The organism is Deltaproteobacteria bacterium HGW-Deltaproteobacteria-4 (genome assembly GCA_002841765.1).
Lineage (GTDB): Bacteria > Desulfobacterota > Desulfuromonadia > Desulfuromonadales > UBA2197 > UBA2197.
The window spans coordinates 141,225-162,426 of record PHAV01000005.1 but is presented as its reverse complement, the minus strand read 5'-3'; the positions used below and the strand labels follow the sequence as shown (position 1 = coordinate 162,426).

Sequence of the window (21,202 nt, the reverse complement as noted above, 5' to 3'; positions counted from 1 at the left end):
ATGTCAACTTCCAGCGCGAAGACACTTCAGCGCCGGGCCAGAATATCTTTTTCCGCTACATAAACGGAAGTTTTTACTTTCATCAGCCCTAACAGGGTATGAAATAAATTGTCGTGCGAAAAACTGTGACCGGCGACCTGTCGCAGGGTTTCAGTATGGATGGCGTTTTTGGCCGACGGACCAAACCACATCAAAGCCGCAACATGTTTTTGCTCTTCTGGAGCGATAAAGTAGGGCATACCGTGCAAATAAAGACCCCCCTCCCCGAGGGATTCACCATGATCGCTCATGTAGATCAAGGATGTTTGGAACATACGGTCATTCTCTTTTAACAGGCGGATCACCTGCGCAAGAAAATAGTCGGTATAAAGTACAGCGTTATCATAGGCATTGGAAATCTCTTCGTTGCTGCATGCTTCAATCTGGTTGTTCGCACAGACCGGGCTGAACACTTCAAATGCCCCAGGATAGCGTTTAGCGTAAGCGGGACCGTGGTTACCCATCTGATGCAGAACAATGAGGATGTCACCCTTTTGGCCATCGATAAATTCCTGGAGACCCGTCAGCATGCCTACGTCCCGGCACTCACCAGCACATTCCGGATTGCGATCCGGGGTTCGGAAGTCTTCATAACGCACGCGGTCGGCAACACTTTTCGAGCTCGAATTGTTGTCACGCCATAAAATTTGAACTCCTGCACGAGCCAGCACATCGAGTACGTTTTCGGTCGACTTCGCTAGACCGTCGCTGTAATTCGCCCGCTCCTGAGCTGAAAACATGCAGGGCACCGAGATGGCGGTGGATGTGCCGCAGGAATACATCTCGGGGAAATTGATAATATCCTCTTTTTCCAGCAAGGGATTAGTCTTACGTTCATACCCGTTGAGCGAAAAGCGGTCGGCACGCACGGCTTCGCCGACGACGACAATAGCTAAGCGACGGGGGGTGGACGCTGCTTCCTGTTGCGCATCAAGACCAATTTTTTGTAACGGCCTTTCACCGGCGAAAGCCGTATTGGTTAGATATTTCCCGGCGGAATAGAATGCATAGGTCGGATTTGTATTGTATCGCAAGGGTTTATGCTCTCTGAAAAATGAGGCATAAAATCCGCTAAAAGGAAGGATCACGACCACTATCAGCGCAACGGCACCGGCCAGCGTCAGCAACCGCAAGAGGGTGGCCATTTTAAAGCTGTGATGCTCAACCTTGCAACGATAAACAATGAGGGCTGGAATCACACCAAGAACGAGCACATAGAGCAGCAGCTTGAAGCTGATGAGATCAAAAGATTCACTCATACTGGTTTCTGCGACATTCTGAATCATCGTGTCATCGATAATGACATTATACGTATTGATAAAATAACTGGTAAACGAAGCAGTCAAAATGGTCAGAATCAGAAAAGGCTTCAGGGTGAACCTGGTGTTGAAAATCGTGAACAACACAACCAGAAAGCTGATCAAAACAACCGCCGTAGAGGTCAAAAAACCACTATTGGCGATGGAGAACGGAAAGACCCTCGACAGGTCAGAAAAAAACTTAACATTGTCCACTGCAACAATAAAAATAGCGGTCAATATAATCAGCTTGTTACTTGTGATTTTCATCTTGCATCCCTAACCTCTGGTCCGTTGCCTCGGGAAGAACCAGCAATCTTCCGGAAAATTTCTATGGCGGAGAAGTAGAGTCGTCCGCCGTGGTGGTCGAGACTATTTGTTGCGTGCCGCCCATGAATTAATACGGTTGCCATATACGTACGCCGCTCCCTGATAATAACAGATATCGCGCCGAACCAGAGGATCAGCAACGCTGGCCGCATGCTCTGATATCTCTTTGTTATTGAACCCCTGCTGAAGCAGCATTTTTTGGCGCGGCTCGAGAATTGCCAGACGTTCGCCGTCAAACAGCCCAAGATTCTGGTAATTGGCGATCAGCGCCCGGTTTGCCGGCTTTTGCAGAATATCCTGCCCGAAAAAACAGCTGCGATAACTCATATTGAGAAGGCCGAGCAGGGTTGGCGCCAGGTCGATCTGGCTGGCCAGACTATCGATGACCTGCGGTTGCAGGTGGGCCGGAGCATAGATCCAGAGCGGGATATGATAACGTTCGATCGGCAGCGCCCGTTTGCCGGCACTCCCCGCCTGATGATCCGCGACAATGACAAAGAGGGTGTCGGTAAACCAGGTCCGTTGCCGCGCTTGACGTAAAAACTCGCTGATGACGTAATCACTGTACTTGACCGCGCCATCACGTCCTGTACCGGAAGGGATATCAATCCGTCCATCCGGGTAGGTATAGGGACGGTGATTTGAGGTCGTCATGACATGTATAAAAAATGGCTGTTGCTGCTGACTTTCTTGATCGGCGGTTTTCAACACTTGAGAATACAGGTCTTCATCAGCCATCCCCCAGGCGTTGGAGAAACCAATCTCGCTCGCCGGGGTCGTTGTCTGATCCAGAACCTGGTAGCCATTGCTTGAGAAAAAACTGTTCATATTTTCGAAATACCCCCTCCCGCCGTAAGCAAAATAAGATTTGTACCCTTTGGCATTGAGCACATTTCCCAGCGACCACTGATCACTTTCGCGGCCAATTCGCTTGATAATCGAATGACCCGGTGTTGGCGGGATCGACAGGGTGACAGCCTCCAGACCACGCGTCGTCCGGGTTCCGGTCGCGTAAAAATTGGCGAAGAAAAGCCCCTCTCCGATCAGTTGATCGAGGTTCGGGGTCAGTTTCCGGTCATTGCCGAAATAACCGAGGAAGTCGGAACTGAGGCTTTCCACCATGAGCAGTATCACATTCAGCCGTTTTTCCGGCCCGATCTGCGCAATGTCCCGGCGAATATCAAAGGGTTCCCGACTGATAAAACGGACGTTTGGTCCCGCCAATTCAGAGCGCAGCAGACGATCCGCATCGTTTGCAGGCAAGCGAGCATAAAATTGATCGAAATCCAGCTCGTTATTGCGAAAGGCGGCCACAAACTGATAAGGCCCGTTGCTGGCGAGCTCACACTGGTAGGTATTATCCGAAATCTGCCGTATCGTCTGGTTCAAAGTCAGGAAAGAAGAGAGTGGCAGCAACATGAAAATTCCGGCCACCAGACTGCGTCGGGAGAGAACTTCACAGCTCTCCAAAGCCCTAGCGATCCAGGGACGACAAGGCTGATAGAGCAGCAGGGCAACCGCTAACAAGGAGACAAGAAGCGGGATGATCGGATAGGACTGAAGGATATTATCGGTCACCTCACGGCGATAGATGAGGTAATCGATGGCTATAAAATTGAACCTGACGCGAAACTCATCCCAGAACAGATATTCGGCGACGGCAATAAAAGCCGCAGCATAAATTCCACAGAACACCATCAACCGCAAAGCATAGCCGTGCCAACGGCTCCCCCAGATTTTCTGCGGGACCAACCAGCAGTAAAGAACCGGCAGGACCAGCATATAAACAATAATACCAACGTCGAAGAGCAGTCCGGCGGCAAATATTTCAACCAGATCAGACAGCGTAGGTGCGACGTCCTGCCAACTGATCACGAGTAGCGTCAAGCGGGTTATAAAGAACAGCAGTAGCGCCACAGCAGCCCCCATAATGGCAAGCTGGAATCGGGAAGATTTCATTTACAAAGGCCTTTTCTCGAAAAATGGTTATGTAAACAGATTGACGAGAAGGAATTGTAAAGATCGGAGATTGTGGCAGGATGACCGGAAGATAACCTTTTGGTCATTTTTCCTAAGGATGGATTGGAGCAAAGGTGTTATTGAAACGCAAAGACCAGCACCCAGGCGAAACAGACGGTTTCGACCTACTCAAACACTGGTCAAACTCACCCACACTGAACGTCTTTCTGATGCAAAACAAATTCGAGGCGGCGACGACGGGGGGTGGTCGCCAAGGGAGGTGGGGGTGGGTAAATTTTTTAAAACTGAGGGAATATTCTGTGGGACTAAGAGGTTATACCCGTAGCGTTGTTCATTATAAAGAGCGCCTCAGTTACAGCCGCATCGTCAAGGTCGTCTGCACCTTTTACTGATCTCGACAGGCCTGAACACATTCGCGAACAGCATCTCACTGAGGCGATTCAGTATCGGAGTCTCGAGCGGCGCATGGGGTAATAACTCTTTTTGCTTCTGTAATATATGAAAGGGCCGGAACATAACGTCCCGGCCCTTTCATATATTACAGAAGCAAGCGTTCTAAAGTACTTTTCAGGGGAACAGCAAAGCTGGATTCCCTGCCGCTCTCCTCAAAAAAATCTAGCGGTTATTTGATACGAATGCCGATGTCATCACCAAGAGGCGACAAAGAGAAAGTCGGTGTTTCTATCTTTCCATTAGGACCTGCAGAAAAAACAAAGACCGGATCCGTAGAAGTCGCAGCAAAATTATTTGCAGCAACCACATACGAATTGCCCCATGGGTCTGCCGGAACATTAGGGAGATAGGGACCCCGATACAGATCCGTGCTATAGCAGCCTTCATCATCGGTCGTCAGGACGTCTGTGAAGTTCATAACATTGGTGGTCAAAAATGACATGGCGGCCAAGTCAGCCGGGAGAGCACCCTCACCACGCATTAAGGTTGTGACCTCCGGGCAACCGGCGCCCATCCGGTTTGGCCACACACCGAGATCTTTACGGAAGACAAGGATTGCTGAACTTATCGATTTGCAATCGGCTTCAGCGCGGGTGAGTTTGGCGTCATCGATCTGGCTGAAGATCATCGGCGCCAGAATGCCGGCCAGAATGGCAAGAATGGCGACAATCACAATGACTTCAATGAGCGTGAAGCCAGCACTATTTTTCCTGTTGATCTTCCTGTTTAATGTTCTCATCTTTCCTCCGGTCAGTTAATTATCATCAGAATTCTGCCTGACTGCTACTGCTCCCTGATACACAGTCCTGCGTCTTTCAGCCATTCCCAGGATTCGATATTGCTCTTTCAGTGAATACCAGTCAATCAAAAACAAGCGATTTCGATTGCCATCCGTCTCTCCCGCTTCAGCGCCGGGGAGTACAATTTCACTTGAGGACTTTATCCACAAAACGATTGATCTTCTCTGCCCCCCACAAGCGATTTTCATGCACCTTGCGAATATCTTCGATAACGACACTGTCAAGGATATAGGGTGTCAAAAAGATTACGAGTTCGGTTTTACGCTTTTCCTGTGAGTAGTTTGAAAAAAGCCATCCCAGATAAGGGATGTCGCCGAGGAGCGGAATGCCTCCCTTGGTGGTGATGATCTTATCCGAGATCAGCCCGCCAATGACCATCGTCTGTCCGGACTTGACATCAATCACGGTGTCAACTTCGCGCACAGTAATGACCGGCTTGCTGCTCGATTTGTCGGGGGAGATAGAAACTTCTTTCACCTCGGTGATGCTTGGATGGACCTGCATGACAATATTGCCACTTTCGCCGACATTCGGGGTAACATCGAGGAAAAGACCGACTTCATCGATCTGCGGGACATTGATCGTTTCAGTGACGTTCCCGTATTGATCACGCAGGACGGAATTAACCCAGGTGACCTCTTTGGTCGTCAGCTTGATCACTGCTTTCTGATTATTGAGGGTGGAAATTTTCGGACTGGAGAGCATTTTAACGTCTCCCTGCTCCTTAAAAGCATCGAGTAGCAGATTAAAGTCACTCGTATTGATGTCGATGACAAAGACATTCGACCGGGGGGTCGGTAGTACATTCTGGGCAATAGAACGTTTGTGGGCACTATCGAGAAAGACCTTCCAATCAATCCCGAGAGAAAAACGATCGTTAAGGTCTATTTCGGCGATATGGGCCTGAATCAGCACTTGCCGCTTGACCTCCTTCTCAACGCTGTCAAGAAAGGAACTGACCGCTGCCATCGTCTCCGCCGGAGCGGCCACGTAAAGAACTCCGGCGAGCTGATTGCTGACGACACTTGCCCCCGAAGTGCCGCCATCCTTCTTGTCTGTACCATAAACAATGGTCTCGACACTTTTAATGGTTTCGCTCCAGAAGTCGATATCCATCGAGGTCGTTACACTGACGTTCCCTTGCGAAGCATTCCCTCCCGAAGCATTCCCGGCTGAGATCGAGGCATTGGTGACACTCTTTGATGTTCTTTTGTCCTTGAGGTAGTTGACCACAAAGGTCCGGGTTGTCAGACGGGATTGCCTGACCACAAGCATGCCTTCCTCGATTTTGGCCGTATAGCCGAGGGGTCTCAACATGATGAAAAGAAGATCTCCCAAGGGCTTATCCTTGATGTTCACCGTAACGAATCCGCTGACTCCTGGCTCAGGAACAATCGGGATCGGGCTTTCATCGGAGAGAATAGCCAGAGCGTCCTTGATCTCGACGTTGTTCAGGGCCAGTGTGAATAATTTTTTGTGGTTGATCTGACGATATGACTCCGCTTCTGGCATGAGTGGCGCGATTTGCGTTGCTGCCACCGGAGTGTTGACGTATTCCGGTGCCGCCAGGGTACTGGAAACCCGCGACATCTCCGGGGCAATACAACCACTCAGGACCAGAAGCAGAAGGGGGACGCTGAACCGCTGGATTCTCTTCATTGCTCTCTCTGCCTCATTTTTCATGAAATAACTCGATTTTGCGGCGTCCGGTACTGTCTTCAATAATGACCGCATAAAGGGTGATCTCTCGAATATATGTGCTGCCGACCCGGTCACCGGGACTGACCAGACGGCCACCGTAAAGAGCCCGATAGTTGCCGTTGCTGACAAAAATACCCGTCAACTCCTTGCCAACTCTGACCTCTTGAGCTTTTTGGGAATCCGGAATCCCTTGTGCCTGCCTGCCGGGGACTTGACTGCCATAACGGAACGGATCGCGGAACCATTGCCGACGCGCAGCTGATTTCTCCACGGCAATGGCCTGGGCCCCGGTGCTGAACAGAAAAAGAAGAATCACCCCGATTGTCGTCTTCATCTTAGCGGGCATGTGGCTCTCCAAGGGAATAGAGGTCGATGCGCATCTTCGCTTTCAGAACATTTTCTCCGGGAACCAGGGTGAGATGACTGATTCGACTGTAATTTTCAAGTTTTTGTAGCTGGACGATGTATTCGGCAACCCTTTGGAATTTCCCGGAGAGGGAGACCTCCAGACGATGTACGACCAGTGTATTCCCCTTTTTTCCACGTCCACCCCGAGCCTGCTGCTCCTCACGATGTTGGCTGGTCGTAACTTCGTGGTCGTCAATCCCGGTTTTCCTGGCGCAATCATAAAGGGCTTCAGTGAAAGCGACGATATCGGCTGTCCCGCCATAGTTCCGCGACAGCTCGGCAACGTCCAGAGCCTCCTGCTGCAGTACCAGTTTTTTTGCGTGCACGTTGTCATATTCGCTGCGCAGACGGTCAGTCTTTCTCGCGTAACCTAAGTAAAGTCCGCTGGCCACAAAGAGGATGAGCACCGTGAACAACACGATTCTTTTCATCTTTTTGTCCCTCCTTGCGGTGAACTTATCCGGCAACTGATTTTGATTTTGATCAGTTTCTCATCCCCGACATCGAGCATGGCGATGTCGGGATTGTGACTGCACTCCAGATGTTGCACCCCCCCTAGTGCCGCCATCAAGGAGGTAAAAATCCGCTCATTTTTCCAAGGGGTTCTATGTCTGGTAACGGCCAAAAATTCCAGGGTTGCATCTTCGCCCCCGTGGAGAAAATTTATGCCGTCAAGCTCGATCTCACCTGGGAGACGCTCGGCAACTTCCCTGAAGATTTCGTAAAGCGGCGGCGAGTTATTGCTAATTTCCTTGAGAAAATGAAGGTTCACAACCCGGGCCTGGTCAATAGCTGCCGCGGCCTGCAAGGTCTGGAGTTCGGATCTCTCCGTGGCCAGACTCTTTTCCAATCGCTGGATTTCCAGGTATGCTGTCATAGCGACAGCCGCCAGCAACAACACAATGAGACCTCCAAACAAAGTCCTTCGTGTCAAGCTTGCGGCGCGTGACGAGTTGGCAATCTCCCCCGAAATAAAATTGATGTAGCCTTTCTGGTTGTGGGCATGAATCAATCCGGCCAAGGGAGTGAAAGCCTGGCTTTTTTCAATCTCCCCGGCGAGCAAGTCAAGGGGCGCAACCTCCAGATCCATGGCATCGACCAGAGAATCCACCAGGCCGGCGGTCTCTGCTCCCGGACCACAAAGCCAAACCTTCTCCACAGGAGACTGGGGATGAGTCATCATATATTGGGAATAAAGGCCATGGATGACATTAAGGATAGTGAAAATCTTCCGTTTGATGGTCCGGGCAGAGTCAGCTTCGCCGGAATGAGTTGTCTCCCGATCGTTCTCCAGGATCGTCGCCGTCTCGTGGTGAAGAATCTCGGTCGGTGAAATAAAGATGGCCGTGACCGACTCAGGGTTGATGTCAAAGATAACCTGAGCCTGGAGAATACCGGCACGGTGTGGCAAAAAAGAGACCAGATTGGCCTGCAGAGCGGAAGAGACCGAGGCCAAGCGGAGATGGACGGCAGCAAAGAGCCGAATAAGACGAGTGATCGTTTCCCGAGGGATCTGCTCGGCCAGGAAGACATCCTTGTCCTGCTGGGGGTCAAGGGGGGTCAGGCAAAAAATCGGTTCCTTCTCGCCGGTCGCCGTGGCAATGCTGCGCTGGACAATCATCTCAACGTCGGCAAGGGGCATTCTTTGCAGACAAAAGGTGCTGAACTTTACCTGATCGTCAGCAATCAGCAGATGCGCCTGCTCCGGCTTCCGCCCGACCTTGGCTTCCAGTACCGCGATCAACTCCTGAAGGACGCCGGCTCCGTCAAGGGGACCGGGGACGATGACACTCGCCAGAACCCGACCGCTCTCGGTCAGGAGGGCGCGCAGGTCTTGCCCGCGCTGGTCGATAAAGAGTTGTACCGGATCCTTCATAAGCCTAGTTAATCCTGTAGTAGAGCATCGGCAGATTTAGAGAAAGCTCACTTAGCCCGTTACTGACGAAGATCGCCATGTCATTGGTCTCTTCCAACAGTGATTCACAACCTGAATCGTTGAAGAGTCGACTGCGCAGCATAATCTGTCCAATTGGCAGAGTCACGGGAAAATTGCTGTTAAATGCCTGGATGACGGTCTTCGGTACACCGGGTTGGACCAAGCCGATGTTCAAAGCGATGCAGTCGGTGAAAGTAGTTGCCGTCCCTGTGCCATTTCGGTAACCGGCCCGAAGATTGGCATAATAGACCGGCGTCGCCTCAGTCGTCGCCGTCAGAGTAACACTCAAATTCCCCCGGATCATCGCTGTCGGCCAGATCTCTTTGCTTAAAATCTGCAGGAACAGAGCGCTATTTTCATCGATATCGTCACTTGTGCCGAAGCTTCCGTCTGGCCCGGCGCTGCGTAGAGTCGCGGCAACCTCTTCTCCTGACACCTCCAGCGGGGGGATGTGCTCGGCAAAAACAATGGGTCGGCCCCAGGCATCGACCTTGAAAGCGACGGCATCAAAGCCATTAAGATAAGGGCCATTCCAGCCTGCCCAGATACCGGAATCGCTGACAAGGTCGTCGACCATGTTCGGCAACGCGCCAATATCGCCGACAAAACCGTAATCACTGCGTATTCCCTGCTGATAAAGTTCAGGATCACCGGCAATAGCAACTTTCAGTGCGGCCATACGTGCTTTGGTCTCATCAACCTTCTGGTCGTCCCAAACACGGTAGACTATCGGGGTCAGTACACCAGCCAGAATCGACATGATGGCCATAACTACGATAATCTCGATCAAAGTAAAACCGTTCCTACTCATCAGCGCCCCTTGATATTACCGACAATGCCGTAAAGCGGCAGGAAAATAGAGAGCAGAACCACCAGCAGCATCACCCCGAGACAGATAACGATGAGCGGTTCAACGGCCGCAAAGAGCCGCTTTACGGTTTCGCGTACCTCTTGATCGAATATATCGCTGGAGCGCGAAAGTGCACCGTCAAAATTCCCGGTCTTTTCGCCGATCGAGACCATACTGATGACCAGCGGCGGAACGGCTCCGGTGGCGACAAAAGCAGCCGCGACAGAACCGCCGCTGAGGATCGCCTCGGTCACAAGGACCATGCGGGCACGCAGTTCGCTGTTGTTAATGCCCCCGGCCGCGGTACTGAAGGTCGCTTGAATGTCGAGCCCTGCCGATTGTAATGTCGCCAGCGTCTTGAAATAGCGCGACAGATTGATCTTGTTCACTAAATCACCGATAATTGGCAGCTTGAGAAGAAAATAGTCAACCTTTCGACGAATGGCCGGATCTTTGGTCAGTTGATGATAAACGACGGTAAGGGCCATCAAGAAGAAGCCGATCACCAGACTGTAGTTTTGGGCGAAACCGGAGATAGCCATAACGATCCGGGTCGGCAATGGCAGCGCGGCATTAAGGCTGACCAGCACACCAATCAGCGCCGGGAAGACAAAGATAAAGAGGATGGCGCCGAGGATCGCCATAAAACTGAGAACAATGGTCGGGTAGACGAGCATGGAACGGATCGACTTCTTGAATTCAATCTGCCATTCGAGATATTTCAACAGATAGTCAAGACTCTGCTCAAGAGTACCGGAGATCTCCCCGGCGCGAATCATCTGAATATAGTAGAGGGGAAAGATATCGGCCCGCTCCTGCATCGCCTCGGACAAAGACATCCCCGACTGCACGCCACTGCAGAGAGACTGGAAGGCGGGGGCTAATGTCTTCCGGCTGCCGCCTTCAACGACATCCTGTAGACCAGATACCAGTGAGATCCCGGAAATGACGATCTGTTGTAACAGATAGGTGAGGTTGAGGAGATCTGTTTCACAAAAATGTGGGGCAAAAAGGTTCTCAAGCGAGATTCCGAAACTCTTTTTCGCTTCGATGAGGGTCAGTCCCTGCATTCCCAGGGTCTTCTCGAGAACGGTCTCGTTCGAGGCAGCCATTTTCCCGAGCTGGATATGAGAGTTCGAATCAATAGCGCGGTAAGAGTAGGTCGCCATCAGAGTGCCGTCCGCGCAATACTCCGAACTTCCTCAAGGGTCGTCACCCCTTGGCGAACCTTCTTCAGGCCGATTTCGCTCATGCCACGAAAACCGTTTTCGATGGCGGCATTACGAATATCGTCAATGCTGGCGCGCGCATTGATCAACTCACGAATGCGGCGATCAACCTTGAGAATTTCATAAATGACAGTGCGCCCCTTGAACCCTGTATTATCACAGGCGCGACAACCGGTGGGATGGTAAAGGGTCACGCTCTCGGGATCAACGCCAACAAACTTGTAGGCCGGGTCATCTGTGACGAACGGTTCTTTGCACTGCGGGCAGAGAACCCGGGCCAAACGCTGAGCAACGATGGTGTCAAGAGTTGAGGAGATCAAAAATGGGTCGATACCGATGTCGGTCAGACGGACGATGGTCGAGACAGCGTCATTCGTGTGCAGAGTACTAAAGACCAGGTGGCCGGTGAGGGCGGCACGCACCGCAAGCTCAGAGGTTTCTGCGTCTCGCATTTCGCCGACAAGAATAACATCCGGATCCTGCCGCAGAATAGAGCGCAGTCCAGTGGAGAAGGTCAAGCCGGCCTTGACATTGACCTGCGCCTGGCGGGCCAGAGGAAGATGATATTCGACCGGATCTTCAATAGTGAACATGTTGCGGTTGACGCTGTTGATCATCGACAGGAAAGAATAGAGAGTTGTGGTCTTTCCGGAACCGGTCGGACCGGTCACCAGAATCATGCCGTAAGGAAGAGTGAGGGCCTCGTTGATGCGGTCAATGTCCTCTTCAAGGAACCCGAGGCTCTCGATTCCGACCAGCACCTGCGATTTGTCGAGCACGCGAATGACGACGTTCTCGCCGCCAATCACCGGAAAGGAGGAGATGCGCAGGTCGAGTCCGCGGTTTTTGTAAAAAAATTCAGCGCTGCCATCCTGCGGCACGCGGGTTTCGGCAATATTCATCCGACCCATAACTTTGATGCGGGAGACGATCGGGTTAAGGAGTTTGCCCGGCAGGAACATGCCGTGATGGAGAACACCGTCGACCCGATAACGAATACGCACCCCCTTCAAATCCGGATTAATATGCACATCCGTGGCACCGCGACGGATCCCGTTGCTCAGGATCTTCTCGACCAGATTAACAAGAGGAGAATGAGGCGAGTCGAGTTCGGCATTTTGCAGATCAGCGTTTTTATGAAAAAGCGAACTACTCTGCTGGACGAGATAATCGATCTCTTCTGGAACTTCCTGGCCGAATGCCTCCCGTTCAGGAAGGTTACGGGTATCCTGCTGGGTGGCCGAAAGGACTTTGAAAAGATTTTTCTGGCTGATGAAACCGAGCCCAAAAAGAATCGAGCCGAGGAGTTCGCCTGTCTTCTTCTGCTCCTCAAGGGCAACCTGCAACTGGGTCTCGGTAATAAACCCGTTTTCCATAAGAATTTCGCCGATACGCTTGCGTGGTGGCATAAGATCGTCCATGGTTGTTGTAGCAGGCCATTAGCAAACCAGATATTACCCAAAAATCAGAACAGTTGCACGATTTTTAAAATTACCAGCAACATTTTATAAATCCATCGAAGTCTCGTCTTGACCGCTAGCTCACAGCGCTATAAAAGAACCATAGCGTCCCGTATCTAATTATGGTTAAGCCTTGTCTTTGTTTATGCAGACATGCTAGAAATCTTTTACTAAACAAGCCAATCAGGCCCAATTCTCCCCCTTCCTGAGGAATAGAACCCATTTCGACGGCAATTTTTTTGAATTAACTCCTTTTCCTGGCCATTCCTTTCACAAACAAGCGGCCCTGGCCGCTTTTGTTATTTTCTGGAGTTTTTTATGACTTTACCCTTTCTCTTGATCCTCATCCTTGTTGCCTATCTGATCGGCGCCATCCCCTGCGGCGTCCTTCTCACCCGCTTCTTCGGCGGAGGTGATATACGCAACGCCGGCAGCGGCAATATCGGTGCGACCAATGTGTACCGCGTCGCCGGAAAAAAACTCGGCATCCTCACCCTTTTGGGCGATCTTCTCAAAGGTGCCATTCCCGTCGCTTTTGCCAAGTTCGCGCTCCTCCTCCCCGAATGGGTCGTCGCCGCCGTGGCTGTGGCCGCGTTTCTCGGTCATTGTTATCCGGTCTATCTCGGTTTCAAAGGAGGGAAAGGGGTGGCAACCGCCCTCGGCATCTACCTGATCCTTTCGCCGCTGGCGGTCCTGATCGCCATGGTTCTTTTCGGCGGCATCCTCTACAAAACTCGCTACGTCTCCCTCGGCTCGATTGCGGCAGCGACACTTCTCCCTTTCCTGGTCCTTTTCATCAATCGCTCCCACGAGCTACTGGCGGCGTCCCTGCTGATCAGCATCCTCGTTATTCTCCGCCACAGTGCCAACATCCGCCGCCTCCTCGACGGCACAGAGAGTCGCTTCAACGCCTGACGGCAATGCTCGGGGAGCGGCTTGACTCTGGCGGTGCTCTTCTCTAAAATAACCACTACCTTCGCCCCTCTTAATGGACCTTGATCGCCAATGACTCGACGGACCTCTATCATCTTGGCGTTTCTTTGCCTGCTGCTGCCGCCGACCTTTCTGCTTGGACAATTCTGGCTCTTTACCACCCGCCCGATCACCCCGCCAACGACGCTCCGCCTGTCGATTCCCCCCGGCATGTCGATCACCCAGACGGCAGTTCTTCTCGAAAAGAACGGCATCATCACCAGTGCCAACAACTTCCGTTTCCTCACCCGCTTAAAAAAGGGGGAGGGGGCGATCAAGATCGGTATCTACGATTTTTCCAAGGCGGCAACGCCGGGGGAGATCTTGCGCCGTCTTCTCGCCGGCGACATTGTCCTGCGCCGCATCACCATCCCCGAAGGTTTTGCCCTCAAAGAGATTGCCGCCCGCCTGGAGAATCTCGGCTATGGGCCGGCGCATGAATTTCTCCGCCTCAGTCGCGATTCAGATTTCCTCAAGAGTCTCGATCTTCCCGGCCCCTCACTGGAAGGCTACCTCTTTCCCGAGACCTACTTTGCCGCCATCGACGCAGCGCCGCGACAACTGTTGCAGATGATGGTGCGGGAGTTCCGCAAACGGCTGTCAGAAGAGCTGATTACTGCCGCCAAGGAGCAGGGACTGACTCTGCCGCAACTGGTGACCCTCGCCTCGATTGTGCAGAAAGAGGCGAGAAAGATTGAAGAGATGCCGATTATCGCTTCGGTCTTTCATAACCGCCTGCGCCGCCGGATGCCGCTCCAGGCCGATCCGACCGTGACCTACGGCATCAACAATAGCAACAGCAGTATCAGCAAGGCTGACCTGCAACGCCGGACTCCCTACAATACCTATAAAATCGAGGGGCTACCACCGGGCCCGATCGCCTCCCCCGGCGCCGATGCCTTGCGCGCCACCGCCTATCCAGCCCAAACCAATTATCTCTATTTTGTCGCCCGTGGGGACGGCAGCCATGTCTTCTCTGCCGATCTGAAGAGCCATAACGACGCCGTGCGCAGCTACCGGCTGCGCCAGCGCGCGTCCGCCAGGTGACGATGGTGACGCCCGACTCCGCCCGACCCCGCATCCTGATTGTCGAAGATCAGCCCGCTCTGGCGGCGCTGCTACAGCAACGCTTGCAGGCCCGGGGCTATCACTGCGAACGGGCCGGCGACGGCATCACCGCCCTGAAGATGATCCTTTCCTCCCCCTTTGTCCTCCTCCTGCTCGATTTGCAAATTCCCGGCCTGCACGGAGTGGAACTGCTGCGCAAGCTCCGTGCTTCCGGCAAGACAGCGCCGCTGCCGGTGGTGGTGATGAGTGGCGTTTACAAAGGCGAGCGCTACCAAACCGCCATGCAGGATCTTGGCGTCAGCGCCTTTCTCGAAAAGCCCTTCACCCCGGGGCAGCTGCAATCCGCTATCGACCAAGCATTGAAAACGCCGGAGGGCGCGGACATTCCGCCGGCAGCAGCGGCCCCCCGCGCCAGCAGCTTCGACCGCCATCTCACCCAGGCCTTTCTCCGTTCTCTCTCGGGAGAGTTGACCCTCAACGATGGTCAGGTCTCGCGGCAACTGCTGCTCGTCAACGGCTCACCGGTGTCGCTGCGCCCCGGCTTCATTCATCGTGACTTCGGGGATTATCTCCTGCGGCAGGGAGCGATCAATGACGGGGAATATCAATACTATGCTCAGTCCGGCGAATTTCGACACAACCTCCTCGTCCAGATGGGCTGCCTGCACTACAACGAGCTCCTGGAACAGAAATTCTCTTACCTGACCCGGGAATTACTGTCCGGCTTTGCCTTTCCGGCGATGACAGCAAAGTTTCAGCCCCTGACCCTCCCTCCCGGCTTGCAGGTCATCACCATCAACCTCGCCGAGATTATCTTGCAGGGGCTCCGTTCCACCTGGACGCCAACCCGCAGCGCCGCCTATTTTTTCCGGATCAAAGACCACTATCCGGTCAAAACCCCGGACTATTTCCGCCATATTAATTCCCTGCGCCTCAGCGAAGCAGAGTGCGCGCTCCTGCCGCTGCTAAGTGGTACGCAGCGGACTGCCAGCAGCACTGCAGGGAATGCGGAACTTTTTCCTCTCCTTTTTCTCCTCCAGTCCTTGGGGATGATCCGCTATAGCGCCACACCGACAACGGCAGCAGACGCGCCCCCCTGGCCGCTGCGCCGCCTCTTTAATGCTCCCGCCGAGGCGCTGGAGGAGAATACCGAGTGGGGAAAGCTCGAAAGTTTCAACGATCTCCGCGACAAAGACACTGTATCGGACATGACTGCCCCAACAACGCCTCCGCCCGCAGCGCCGGCAAAAGAGGGCAGTGCCGTCGCTGCCACCTTTGCCCGCCTGCAAGGGAAGAACTACTACGAAATCCTCGGTTTGACCCGGGAGAAGTTCTCTTTCAACCAACTCAAAGAGAATTACTTTGCCCGCAGCAAGGAGTTCGGACCCGACCTCCTGATGGAACTCGGAGGTGCGGAAGCAAATCAGGCCGAAGAGATCATGGCGATGTTCGCCAACGCCTATGAAACCCTCTCCGATGTCGTCAAGAAGGAGAAGTACGATCAGCTCCTCGGCTCCGAGACGATCGGCCTCGGCCATAAAGGGGATGAACGCTTTCGCGCCGAGATCCAGGCCCAGTCAGGCAAGGTCTTTATCGACATGGAAGAGTGGGACAATGCCGAGAAGGCCCTGAAAGACGCCTGCGCCATCGAGCCGGATAACGGCGACACCCTCGCCCACCTTGCCTGGGCGATCTATCGCAATCCCCAGTACGCCGCCAGTCGCCCGACCCTCGACCGCGCCAAGCAGATGCTCAACCGCGCCATTACCCTGGAGCGCACCGCCCCGGCCTTTGCCTTCAAGGGCTGGGTCCTCGCTGACGGAGGACAGGAAGCGCTGGCGGAAGCAGAGTTCAACAAAGCGTTGAAGATTGATGCGCGCAACAGTCTGGCGCGCAAGGGGCTGCGGCGGATTCAGGAAAAGCGGGAGAAGGAGAAGAAGGGGATCTTCGGGAGGATGTTCGGGGGGTAATTTCTTGAAACTGGATTTAAAAAGAGGCCCCTGATTATCCGGGGCCTCTTTTGCGTTCACGCCACTACGTCTTGCCCAGCGCCGTCCGCATCGCTTCCCCCATCTTGGTCGGACTGGTCGCCACCGTCACTCCGCATTCACTGAGGGTGCGGATTTTGTCGGCGGCTCGCCCTTTGCCGCCGGTGATGATGGCGCCGGCGTGCCCCATGCGCTTCCCTGGCGGCGCAGTGGCACCGGCAATAAAGGCGGCGACCGGCTTTTTCATGTTTTCTTTGATCCAACTCGCCGCCGCTTCTTCAGCACCGCCGCCGATCTCGCCGATCATGAAGACCCCTTCAGTTTGCGGATCGTCATTGAAGAGCTTGAGACAATCGATGAAACTCAGGCCGATGATCGGATCGCCGCCGATGCCGACGCAGGTCGACTGGCCGAGGCCGGCATCGGTGAGCTGCTTGACCGCTTCGTAGGTAAGGGTGCCGCTGCGCGAAACGACGCCGATCGTCCCCGGTTGATGGATGTAGCCGGGCATTATCCCGACCTTGCATTGCCCGGGAGTGATGACGCCAGGACAGTTGGGGCCGATCAGCTGCATCTTCATCCGCGCCAAAAGGGCCTTGACCGGCACCATATCGGCAACCGGAATCCCTTCGGTGATACAGACCGCCAGCTCCAGTCCGGCGGCGCCGGCTTCGAGGATGGCGTCGGCAGCGGCCGGCGGCGGCACAAAGATCATCGAGACCGTGGCACCGGTGTAGCGCACCGCCTCTTCGACGGTGTTGAAGACCGGAATCCCTTCAACATGAATGCCGCCCCGTCCCGGTGTCACTCCGGCGACGATCTGGGTGCCGTAATCGCGGCAGGCCTGGGCATGGAAGAGGCCGCTGCGACCGGTCATCCCCTGTACCAGCACCTTGGAATCTTTATTCAACAATATCGACATGGCTCTTTCTCCTTAACCCAGCATCTGCACGATGCGCTGCGCACCGTCGCCGAGGGTGTCGCTGCACTGCACATTCAGCCCTGATTCGGTGAGGAGACGTTTCCCTTCCTCGACCTGCGAGCCATCCATGCGTACGACGATCGGCAGGGTGCAGCGCACCTCGCCGGCCGCTTCGATAATCCCCTGTGCAATAACATCGCAGCGCATAATGCCGCCGAAGATATTGACGAAGATCCCCTGAACATCGCTGTCCTGCAGGATGATCTTAAAGGCTTCCGCCACCTTTTCGCGGGTGGCGCCGCCGCCGACATCAAGGAAGTTGGCGGGCTTGCCGCCGCATTCGTGGAGGACATCGAGGGTGGCCATGGCGAGGCCGGCGCCATTGACCAGGCAACCGATGGAGCCGTCCAGCTTGATGTAGGCAAGGTCGTACTTGCCGGCGGTGATTTCGAGGGGATCGAGCTGGGAATAGTCGACCATGTCGGGGTATTCGCGATGGCGAAAGACGGCGTTGTCGTCAAAAGTGATCTTGGCGTCCATCGCCATCAGCCAGCCGGCCTTGGTGACGACGAGGGGATTGATCTCGATCAGGGCGCAATCCTTTTCGAGGCAGACGCGGTAAAGACTAAGGAGGAGGGCGACACAATCTTCACAGACACTGCCAGTGAGGCCGAGGGCGAGGGCGATCTTGCGCGCCTGAAAGGAGCGGAGGCCGGCAAAGGGGTCGATGGTAAGGACATGGATACTCTCCGGCGACTTCTGCGCTACCGCCTCGATATCGATCCCCCCCTGCGCCGATGCAATGATGCAGTAGCGGGAGCTTTCGCGGTCGAGGGTGATGGAGAGATAGAATTCTTTAGCGATCTCGACCGCTTCTTCGACGAGGATGCGGCGGACGCGCAGCCCTTCCGGGCCGGTCTGATTCGTCACCAGCTTGCGGCCAAAGAGCTCTTTGGCGAGGTCCTGCGCCTGTTCGGGATGATGCACCAACTTGACGCCGCCGGCCTTGCCGCGCCCGCCGGCGTAGACCTGGGCCTTGACGACACAGCGCCCCCCCATCATCTTCGCCGCCCGTTCGACCTGGTCGGCGGTGAGACAGACGCGGCCGCGCGGCACCGGGATATCGTAACTGCCGAGCAGTTCCTTGGCCTGATATTCGTGAATATTCATCTTCTTCCTCCTTTGCTCCCTGCTTGTAGCCGGTGACGTCTCATTTTAGCAGAAAATAAAAAACCCGCCGCATGGACCCTCATTTTCTTGAGAGACCAAACGGCGGGTTAAAGATCCAGGAAAGTGGAATCAGCCTTTTTTACTCTTCTGCCAATCGGCCAGGAACTTTTCAATGCCGATATCGGTCAGGGGGTGTTTCGCCAACTGGGTCATGACGCTGAAGGGGATGGTGCAGATATCGGCACCGATCAGGGCGGCATTATGCACATGCATGGGACTGCGCACCGAAGCGACGATAATTTCAGTGTCATAACCGTAATTGCTGAAGATCGTCTTGATCTGGTCGACGCCGTCCATGCCGTCGTGACCGATATCATCGAGACGACCGACAAAGGGGGAGACGTAAGTGGCGCCGGCCTTGGCGGCAAGAAGGGCCTGCAGCGCCGAGAAGATCAGGGTGACGTTGGTCTTGATCCCTTCTTTACTGAAGACCTGCGTCGCCTTGAGGCCTTCACTCGTCATCGGCACCTTGATGACGATGTTTTTGGCAATCTTCACCAGTTCGCGGCCTTCGGCAATCATCCCCGGCGCATCAAGGGCGATGACTTCGGCGGAGATCGGCCCGTCGACCAACGCAGCAATCTCGGCAAGGACTTCAGTAAAGATCCGGCCGCTCTTGGCAATCAGCGAAGGATTGGTGGTAACGCCATCGACGAGACCGAGTTCGCAGGCAGCACGGATTTCGGCAATTTCAGCAGTGTCGATAAAAAACTTCATTCTTTTTGGCCTTTCAATGCAGAGGGAGGGGAGAAGAGTTATTTATGTTCTTTAGCCAGATAAGCATCGCGACATTCCCGTGAACAGAAATAACGGAGACCCTTTTCTGTCTGAACGGTGAGGGCGTCGGGCAAAGGGAGATGAAGACCACATTCGGGGTCGCGCACCATCGGCTGCGGTGAAGTCTCGCTGCGGGGCGGTAACCCCCCTTCGTCCCGGACAGCGCCACAGAGGGACGTCCATAACCGTTTAAGCAGCAGAAAAAGGATCACCAGCAACAGGAGTCGGATCAAAAACCACGCCATTCTTCACCACCTTTGCTTTGCCAGCCAGGTTCCGGAAGGCTCTATTTCTTCGCTTAACTGCAAAATCGTCCGACCATAGACCGGATGGAGGAGCGTTGGCGCAATCTCCGCGCAGGGGAGGAGCACAAAAGCGCGCTCGTGCAACCGGGGATGGGGGAGCGTCAAACTCCCGGTCTGGAGGATCAGGTCGTTGTAAAAAAGCAGATCGAGATCAAGGGTGCGTTCGGACCAGCGTTCGCGGCGGATGCGGCCGTGTCTGCTTTCGATGTTATGCAATAACTGCAGAAGGGCAGCGGGAGCGAGGGTTGTGGCAATCTCGATAACCGCATTGAGATAAAGACCCTGTCCTTCTGGTCCGCCATACGCTTCACTTTCGTACAGGGACGAAGCCGCGACACAGTTGATCCCTGGCGTCGAGCAAAGTTCCTGCCGCGCCGCCAGCAAAAGAGCATGGCGGTCACCCAGATTGGAGCCGAAAGCGATAAATGCGCGAATGGGAAGACAAGAGGCGGCAAGCACGATGGAATTAAAACACGGCGCTATCTTCCAGTCAACCGACTTTTCAGCAAGCAAAAACTCTGTTATGGTAACGCCCCTCAGCCAATACAATGACCGTCAAGGAGTCTGCCGTGTCGATTTCCTCAACTCTTCCCCCCCCTCCCAATCTAAGTGGGGAATCCGACTGGACCCCTTTCGATGCCCCGGCCCTGGTCGGCAAATCACTGCGCTTCGTTTCCGGTGATCCTGACGGCGAGCGTTTCCGCGTGCGTTATTTCCGTAATCCGGCGCAGCAACTGCGCGCCCGCATCTGGTTCGGTCCCGAGACCGAGGGGCCGCCGGGAAACGCCCATGGCGGGGCGATCGCGGCGGTTCTCGACGAAGTCCTGGGGTTGGCCGCCTGGGCAACCGGTCATCGCATTGTCGTCGGCAATCTTAACGTCAGCTTTCGTGGCCTTCTGCCCATAGAGCAGGTCGTCACCGTCGAGACCGACATCATCTCGGTCGTCGGACGAAAAATCCTGGTGCATGGCCGGATCTGCCGGGGCGCAACTATCTATGCCGAAGGGGAATGCCTCTGCATCACTCTGCCTGGGAGTTAAATATCTTTTGCTTTTTAGTTCTCAAGAAGGATGAATATGAAACGTCTCTTTATCTGGCTGTTATGGGCTGTGATCATTGTCAGCAGCTGCGTGGCCGCCGATCAACTCCTGATGAATTACTCCCTGGATGCGCCGGCCTATCGTGCTGCGCAAACATTTTACAAAGATTTTCGCGGCCGGATTATTCTCCTGGCCAAAAAGGACGATCTTCGTCTCGAAGGGGTAAAAAAGGACTGGTCGCCAACGCTGCCTCCGGCGATGCTTAAAAAGATTGAACCTCTATTGCAACACGAAGTCGAGCCGGGCGGCTACGTTTATACGGACAAAGCAGGGGGATTACATTTGACTACGCGTCTCGCGGATGTTCCCAAGGAGTATCGCGCAACCGCAAAACCTTTACAGAAATGAACTATCAA

The 21,202-nt window shown here is 54.2% G+C and carries 20 protein-coding genes; 5 read left to right on the top strand and 15 right to left on the bottom strand.

Features of this window, described 5'->3' with window-relative positions:
• Positions 1-26: 26 nt before the first annotated feature.
• From CVU69_04890 to CVU69_04845, 10 genes are all read right to left on the bottom strand, one after another.
• On the bottom strand, positions 27-1,607 hold the full coding sequence (locus CVU69_04890) for a phosphoethanolamine transferase (protein ID PKN13037.1): 1,581 nt from the start codon (positions 1,605-1,607) through the stop codon (positions 27-29).
• A 102-nt stretch (positions 1,608-1,709) separates the two neighbouring features.
• Complete coding sequence (locus tag CVU69_04885) at positions 1,710-3,626, bottom strand: sulfatase (protein PKN13036.1); 1,917 nt, start codon at positions 3,624-3,626, stop codon at positions 1,710-1,712.
• Positions 3,627-4,269: 643 nt separating this feature from the next.
• Positions 4,270-4,839, bottom strand: a complete 570-nt coding sequence (locus CVU69_04880; GenBank protein ID PKN13051.1) for a hypothetical protein — start codon at positions 4,837-4,839, stop codon at positions 4,270-4,272.
• Positions 4,840-5,026: 187 nt separating this feature from the next.
• Positions 5,027-6,634, bottom strand: coding sequence for a hypothetical protein (locus CVU69_04875; protein PKN13035.1), 1,608 nt, complete (start codon positions 6,632-6,634; stop codon positions 5,027-5,029).
• Positions 6,573-6,947 (bottom strand): hypothetical protein, encoded by a 375-nt coding sequence (locus CVU69_04870; protein ID PKN13034.1) that lies wholly within the window; start codon positions 6,945-6,947, stop codon positions 6,573-6,575. The genes CVU69_04875 and CVU69_04870 overlap by 62 nt, the downstream gene beginning before the upstream one ends.
• Positions 6,937-7,440, bottom strand: a complete 504-nt coding sequence (locus CVU69_04865) for a hypothetical protein (protein PKN13033.1) — start codon at positions 7,438-7,440, stop codon at positions 6,937-6,939. The genes CVU69_04870 and CVU69_04865 overlap by 11 nt, the downstream gene beginning before the upstream one ends.
• Positions 7,437-8,885, bottom strand: a complete 1,449-nt coding sequence (locus tag CVU69_04860; protein PKN13032.1) for a hypothetical protein — start codon at positions 8,883-8,885, stop codon at positions 7,437-7,439. Before CVU69_04860 ends, CVU69_04865 begins: the two co-directional genes overlap by 4 nt.
• A gap of 4 nt (positions 8,886-8,889) precedes the next feature.
• Complete coding sequence (locus CVU69_04855) at positions 8,890-9,756, bottom strand: hypothetical protein (GenBank protein PKN13031.1); 867 nt, start codon at positions 9,754-9,756, stop codon at positions 8,890-8,892.
• Positions 9,756-10,964: a hypothetical protein gene (locus tag CVU69_04850; GenBank protein ID PKN13030.1), complete on the bottom strand. Its 1,209-nt coding sequence runs from the start codon at positions 10,962-10,964 to the stop codon at positions 9,756-9,758. Before CVU69_04850 ends, CVU69_04855 begins: the two co-directional genes overlap by 1 nt.
• The gene (locus tag CVU69_04845) at positions 10,964-12,445 is read right to left on the bottom strand and encodes a type II secretion system protein GspE (protein PKN13029.1); all 1,482 of its coding nucleotides are present in this window, start codon (positions 12,443-12,445) and stop codon (positions 10,964-10,966) included. The genes CVU69_04850 and CVU69_04845 overlap by 1 nt, the downstream gene beginning before the upstream one ends.
• A 357-nt stretch (positions 12,446-12,802) precedes the next feature.
• On the opposite strand from CVU69_04845, the gene CVU69_04840 reads away from it, so the two are divergent.
• The 3 genes from CVU69_04840 (at position 12,803) to CVU69_04830 (ending at position 16,494) form a co-directional block, all read left to right on the top strand.
• Positions 12,803-13,399, top strand: coding sequence for an acyl-phosphate glycerol 3-phosphate acyltransferase (locus CVU69_04840; protein ID PKN13028.1), 597 nt, complete (start codon positions 12,803-12,805; stop codon positions 13,397-13,399).
• A 90-nt stretch (positions 13,400-13,489) separates the two neighbouring features.
• Positions 13,490-14,503 (top strand): endolytic transglycosylase MltG, encoded by a 1,014-nt coding sequence (locus CVU69_04835; protein ID PKN13027.1) that lies wholly within the window; start codon positions 13,490-13,492, stop codon positions 14,501-14,503.
• Positions 14,504-14,505: 2 nt separating this feature from the next.
• On the top strand, positions 14,506-16,494 hold the full coding sequence (locus CVU69_04830) for a hypothetical protein (GenBank protein ID PKN13026.1): 1,989 nt from the start codon (positions 14,506-14,508) through the stop codon (positions 16,492-16,494).
• A 64-nt stretch (positions 16,495-16,558) separates the two neighbouring features.
• On the opposite strand, the gene CVU69_04825 is transcribed toward CVU69_04830, so the two are convergent.
• The 5 genes from CVU69_04825 to folK form a co-directional block, all read right to left on the bottom strand.
• Positions 16,559-17,434, bottom strand: coding sequence for a succinate--CoA ligase subunit alpha (locus CVU69_04825; GenBank protein PKN13025.1), 876 nt, complete (start codon positions 17,432-17,434; stop codon positions 16,559-16,561).
• A gap of 12 nt (positions 17,435-17,446) precedes the next feature.
• Positions 17,447-18,604, bottom strand: coding sequence for an ADP-forming succinate--CoA ligase subunit beta (locus CVU69_04820; protein PKN13024.1), 1,158 nt, complete (start codon positions 18,602-18,604; stop codon positions 17,447-17,449).
• Between the two features lie 129 nt (positions 18,605-18,733).
• On the bottom strand, positions 18,734-19,381 hold the full coding sequence (gene fsa, locus CVU69_04815) for a fructose-6-phosphate aldolase (GenBank protein PKN13023.1): 648 nt from the start codon (positions 19,379-19,381) through the stop codon (positions 18,734-18,736).
• A gap of 38 nt (positions 19,382-19,419) precedes the next feature.
• On the bottom strand, positions 19,420-19,686 hold the full coding sequence (locus CVU69_04810; protein ID PKN13022.1) for a hypothetical protein: 267 nt from the start codon (positions 19,684-19,686) through the stop codon (positions 19,420-19,422).
• A 3-nt stretch (positions 19,687-19,689) separates the two neighbouring features.
• Complete coding sequence (gene folK / locus CVU69_04805) at positions 19,690-20,181, bottom strand: 2-amino-4-hydroxy-6-hydroxymethyldihydropteridine diphosphokinase (protein ID PKN13050.1); 492 nt, start codon at positions 20,179-20,181, stop codon at positions 19,690-19,692.
• A 113-nt stretch (positions 20,182-20,294) separates the two neighbouring features.
• Here folK and CVU69_04800 point away from each other — a divergent pair, with 113 nt between their 5' ends.
• Positions 20,295-20,786, top strand: a complete 492-nt coding sequence (locus tag CVU69_04800) for a PaaI family thioesterase (GenBank protein ID PKN13021.1) — start codon at positions 20,295-20,297, stop codon at positions 20,784-20,786.
• Positions 20,787-20,822: 36 nt separating this feature from the next.
• Positions 20,823-21,194 carry a hypothetical protein gene (locus tag CVU69_04795; GenBank protein PKN13020.1) on the top strand — a complete coding sequence of 124 codons (372 nt, stop codon included), beginning with the start codon at positions 20,823-20,825 and terminating at the stop codon, positions 21,192-21,194.
• Positions 21,195-21,202: the final 8 nt, after the last annotated feature.

Coding starts and splice junctions, on each gene's coding strand:
- CVU69_04890 (PKN13037.1), bottom strand. CDS start 1,607: ATGAAAATCACAAGTAACAAGCTGATTATATTGACCGCTATTTTTATT.
- CVU69_04885 (PKN13036.1), bottom strand. CDS start 3,626: ATGAAATCTTCCCGATTCCAGCTTGCCATTATGGGGGCTGCTGTGGCG.
- CVU69_04880 (PKN13051.1), bottom strand. CDS start 4,839: ATGAGAACATTAAACAGGAAGATCAACAGGAAAAATAGTGCTGGCTTC.
- CVU69_04875 (PKN13035.1), bottom strand. CDS start 6,634: ATGCGGTCATTATTGAAGACAGTACCGGACGCCGCAAAATCGAGTTAT.
- CVU69_04870 (PKN13034.1), bottom strand. CDS start 6,947: ATGCCCGCTAAGATGAAGACGACAATCGGGGTGATTCTTCTTTTTCTG.
- CVU69_04865 (PKN13033.1), bottom strand. CDS start 7,440: ATGAAAAGAATCGTGTTGTTCACGGTGCTCATCCTCTTTGTGGCCAGC.
- CVU69_04860 (PKN13032.1), bottom strand. CDS start 8,885: ATGAAGGATCCGGTACAACTCTTTATCGACCAGCGCGGGCAAGACCTG.
- CVU69_04855 (PKN13031.1), bottom strand. CDS start 9,756: ATGAGTAGGAACGGTTTTACTTTGATCGAGATTATCGTAGTTATGGCC.
- CVU69_04850 (PKN13030.1), bottom strand. CDS start 10,964: ATGGCGACCTACTCTTACCGCGCTATTGATTCGAACTCTCATATCCAG.
- CVU69_04845 (PKN13029.1), bottom strand. CDS start 12,445: ATGGACGATCTTATGCCACCACGCAAGCGTATCGGCGAAATTCTTATG.
- CVU69_04840 (PKN13028.1), top strand. CDS start 12,803: ATGACTTTACCCTTTCTCTTGATCCTCATCCTTGTTGCCTATCTGATC.
- CVU69_04835 (PKN13027.1), top strand. CDS start 13,490: ATGACTCGACGGACCTCTATCATCTTGGCGTTTCTTTGCCTGCTGCTG.
- CVU69_04830 (PKN13026.1), top strand. CDS start 14,506: ATGGTGACGCCCGACTCCGCCCGACCCCGCATCCTGATTGTCGAAGAT.
- CVU69_04825 (PKN13025.1), bottom strand. CDS start 17,434: ATGTCGATATTGTTGAATAAAGATTCCAAGGTGCTGGTACAGGGGATG.
- CVU69_04820 (PKN13024.1), bottom strand. CDS start 18,604: ATGAATATTCACGAATATCAGGCCAAGGAACTGCTCGGCAGTTACGAT.
- fsa (PKN13023.1), bottom strand. CDS start 19,381: ATGAAGTTTTTTATCGACACTGCTGAAATTGCCGAAATCCGTGCTGCC.
- CVU69_04810 (PKN13022.1), bottom strand. CDS start 19,686: ATGGCGTGGTTTTTGATCCGACTCCTGTTGCTGGTGATCCTTTTTCTG.
- CVU69_04800 (PKN13021.1), top strand. CDS start 20,295: ATGACCGTCAAGGAGTCTGCCGTGTCGATTTCCTCAACTCTTCCCCCC.
- CVU69_04795 (PKN13020.1), top strand. CDS start 20,823: ATGAAACGTCTCTTTATCTGGCTGTTATGGGCTGTGATCATTGTCAGC.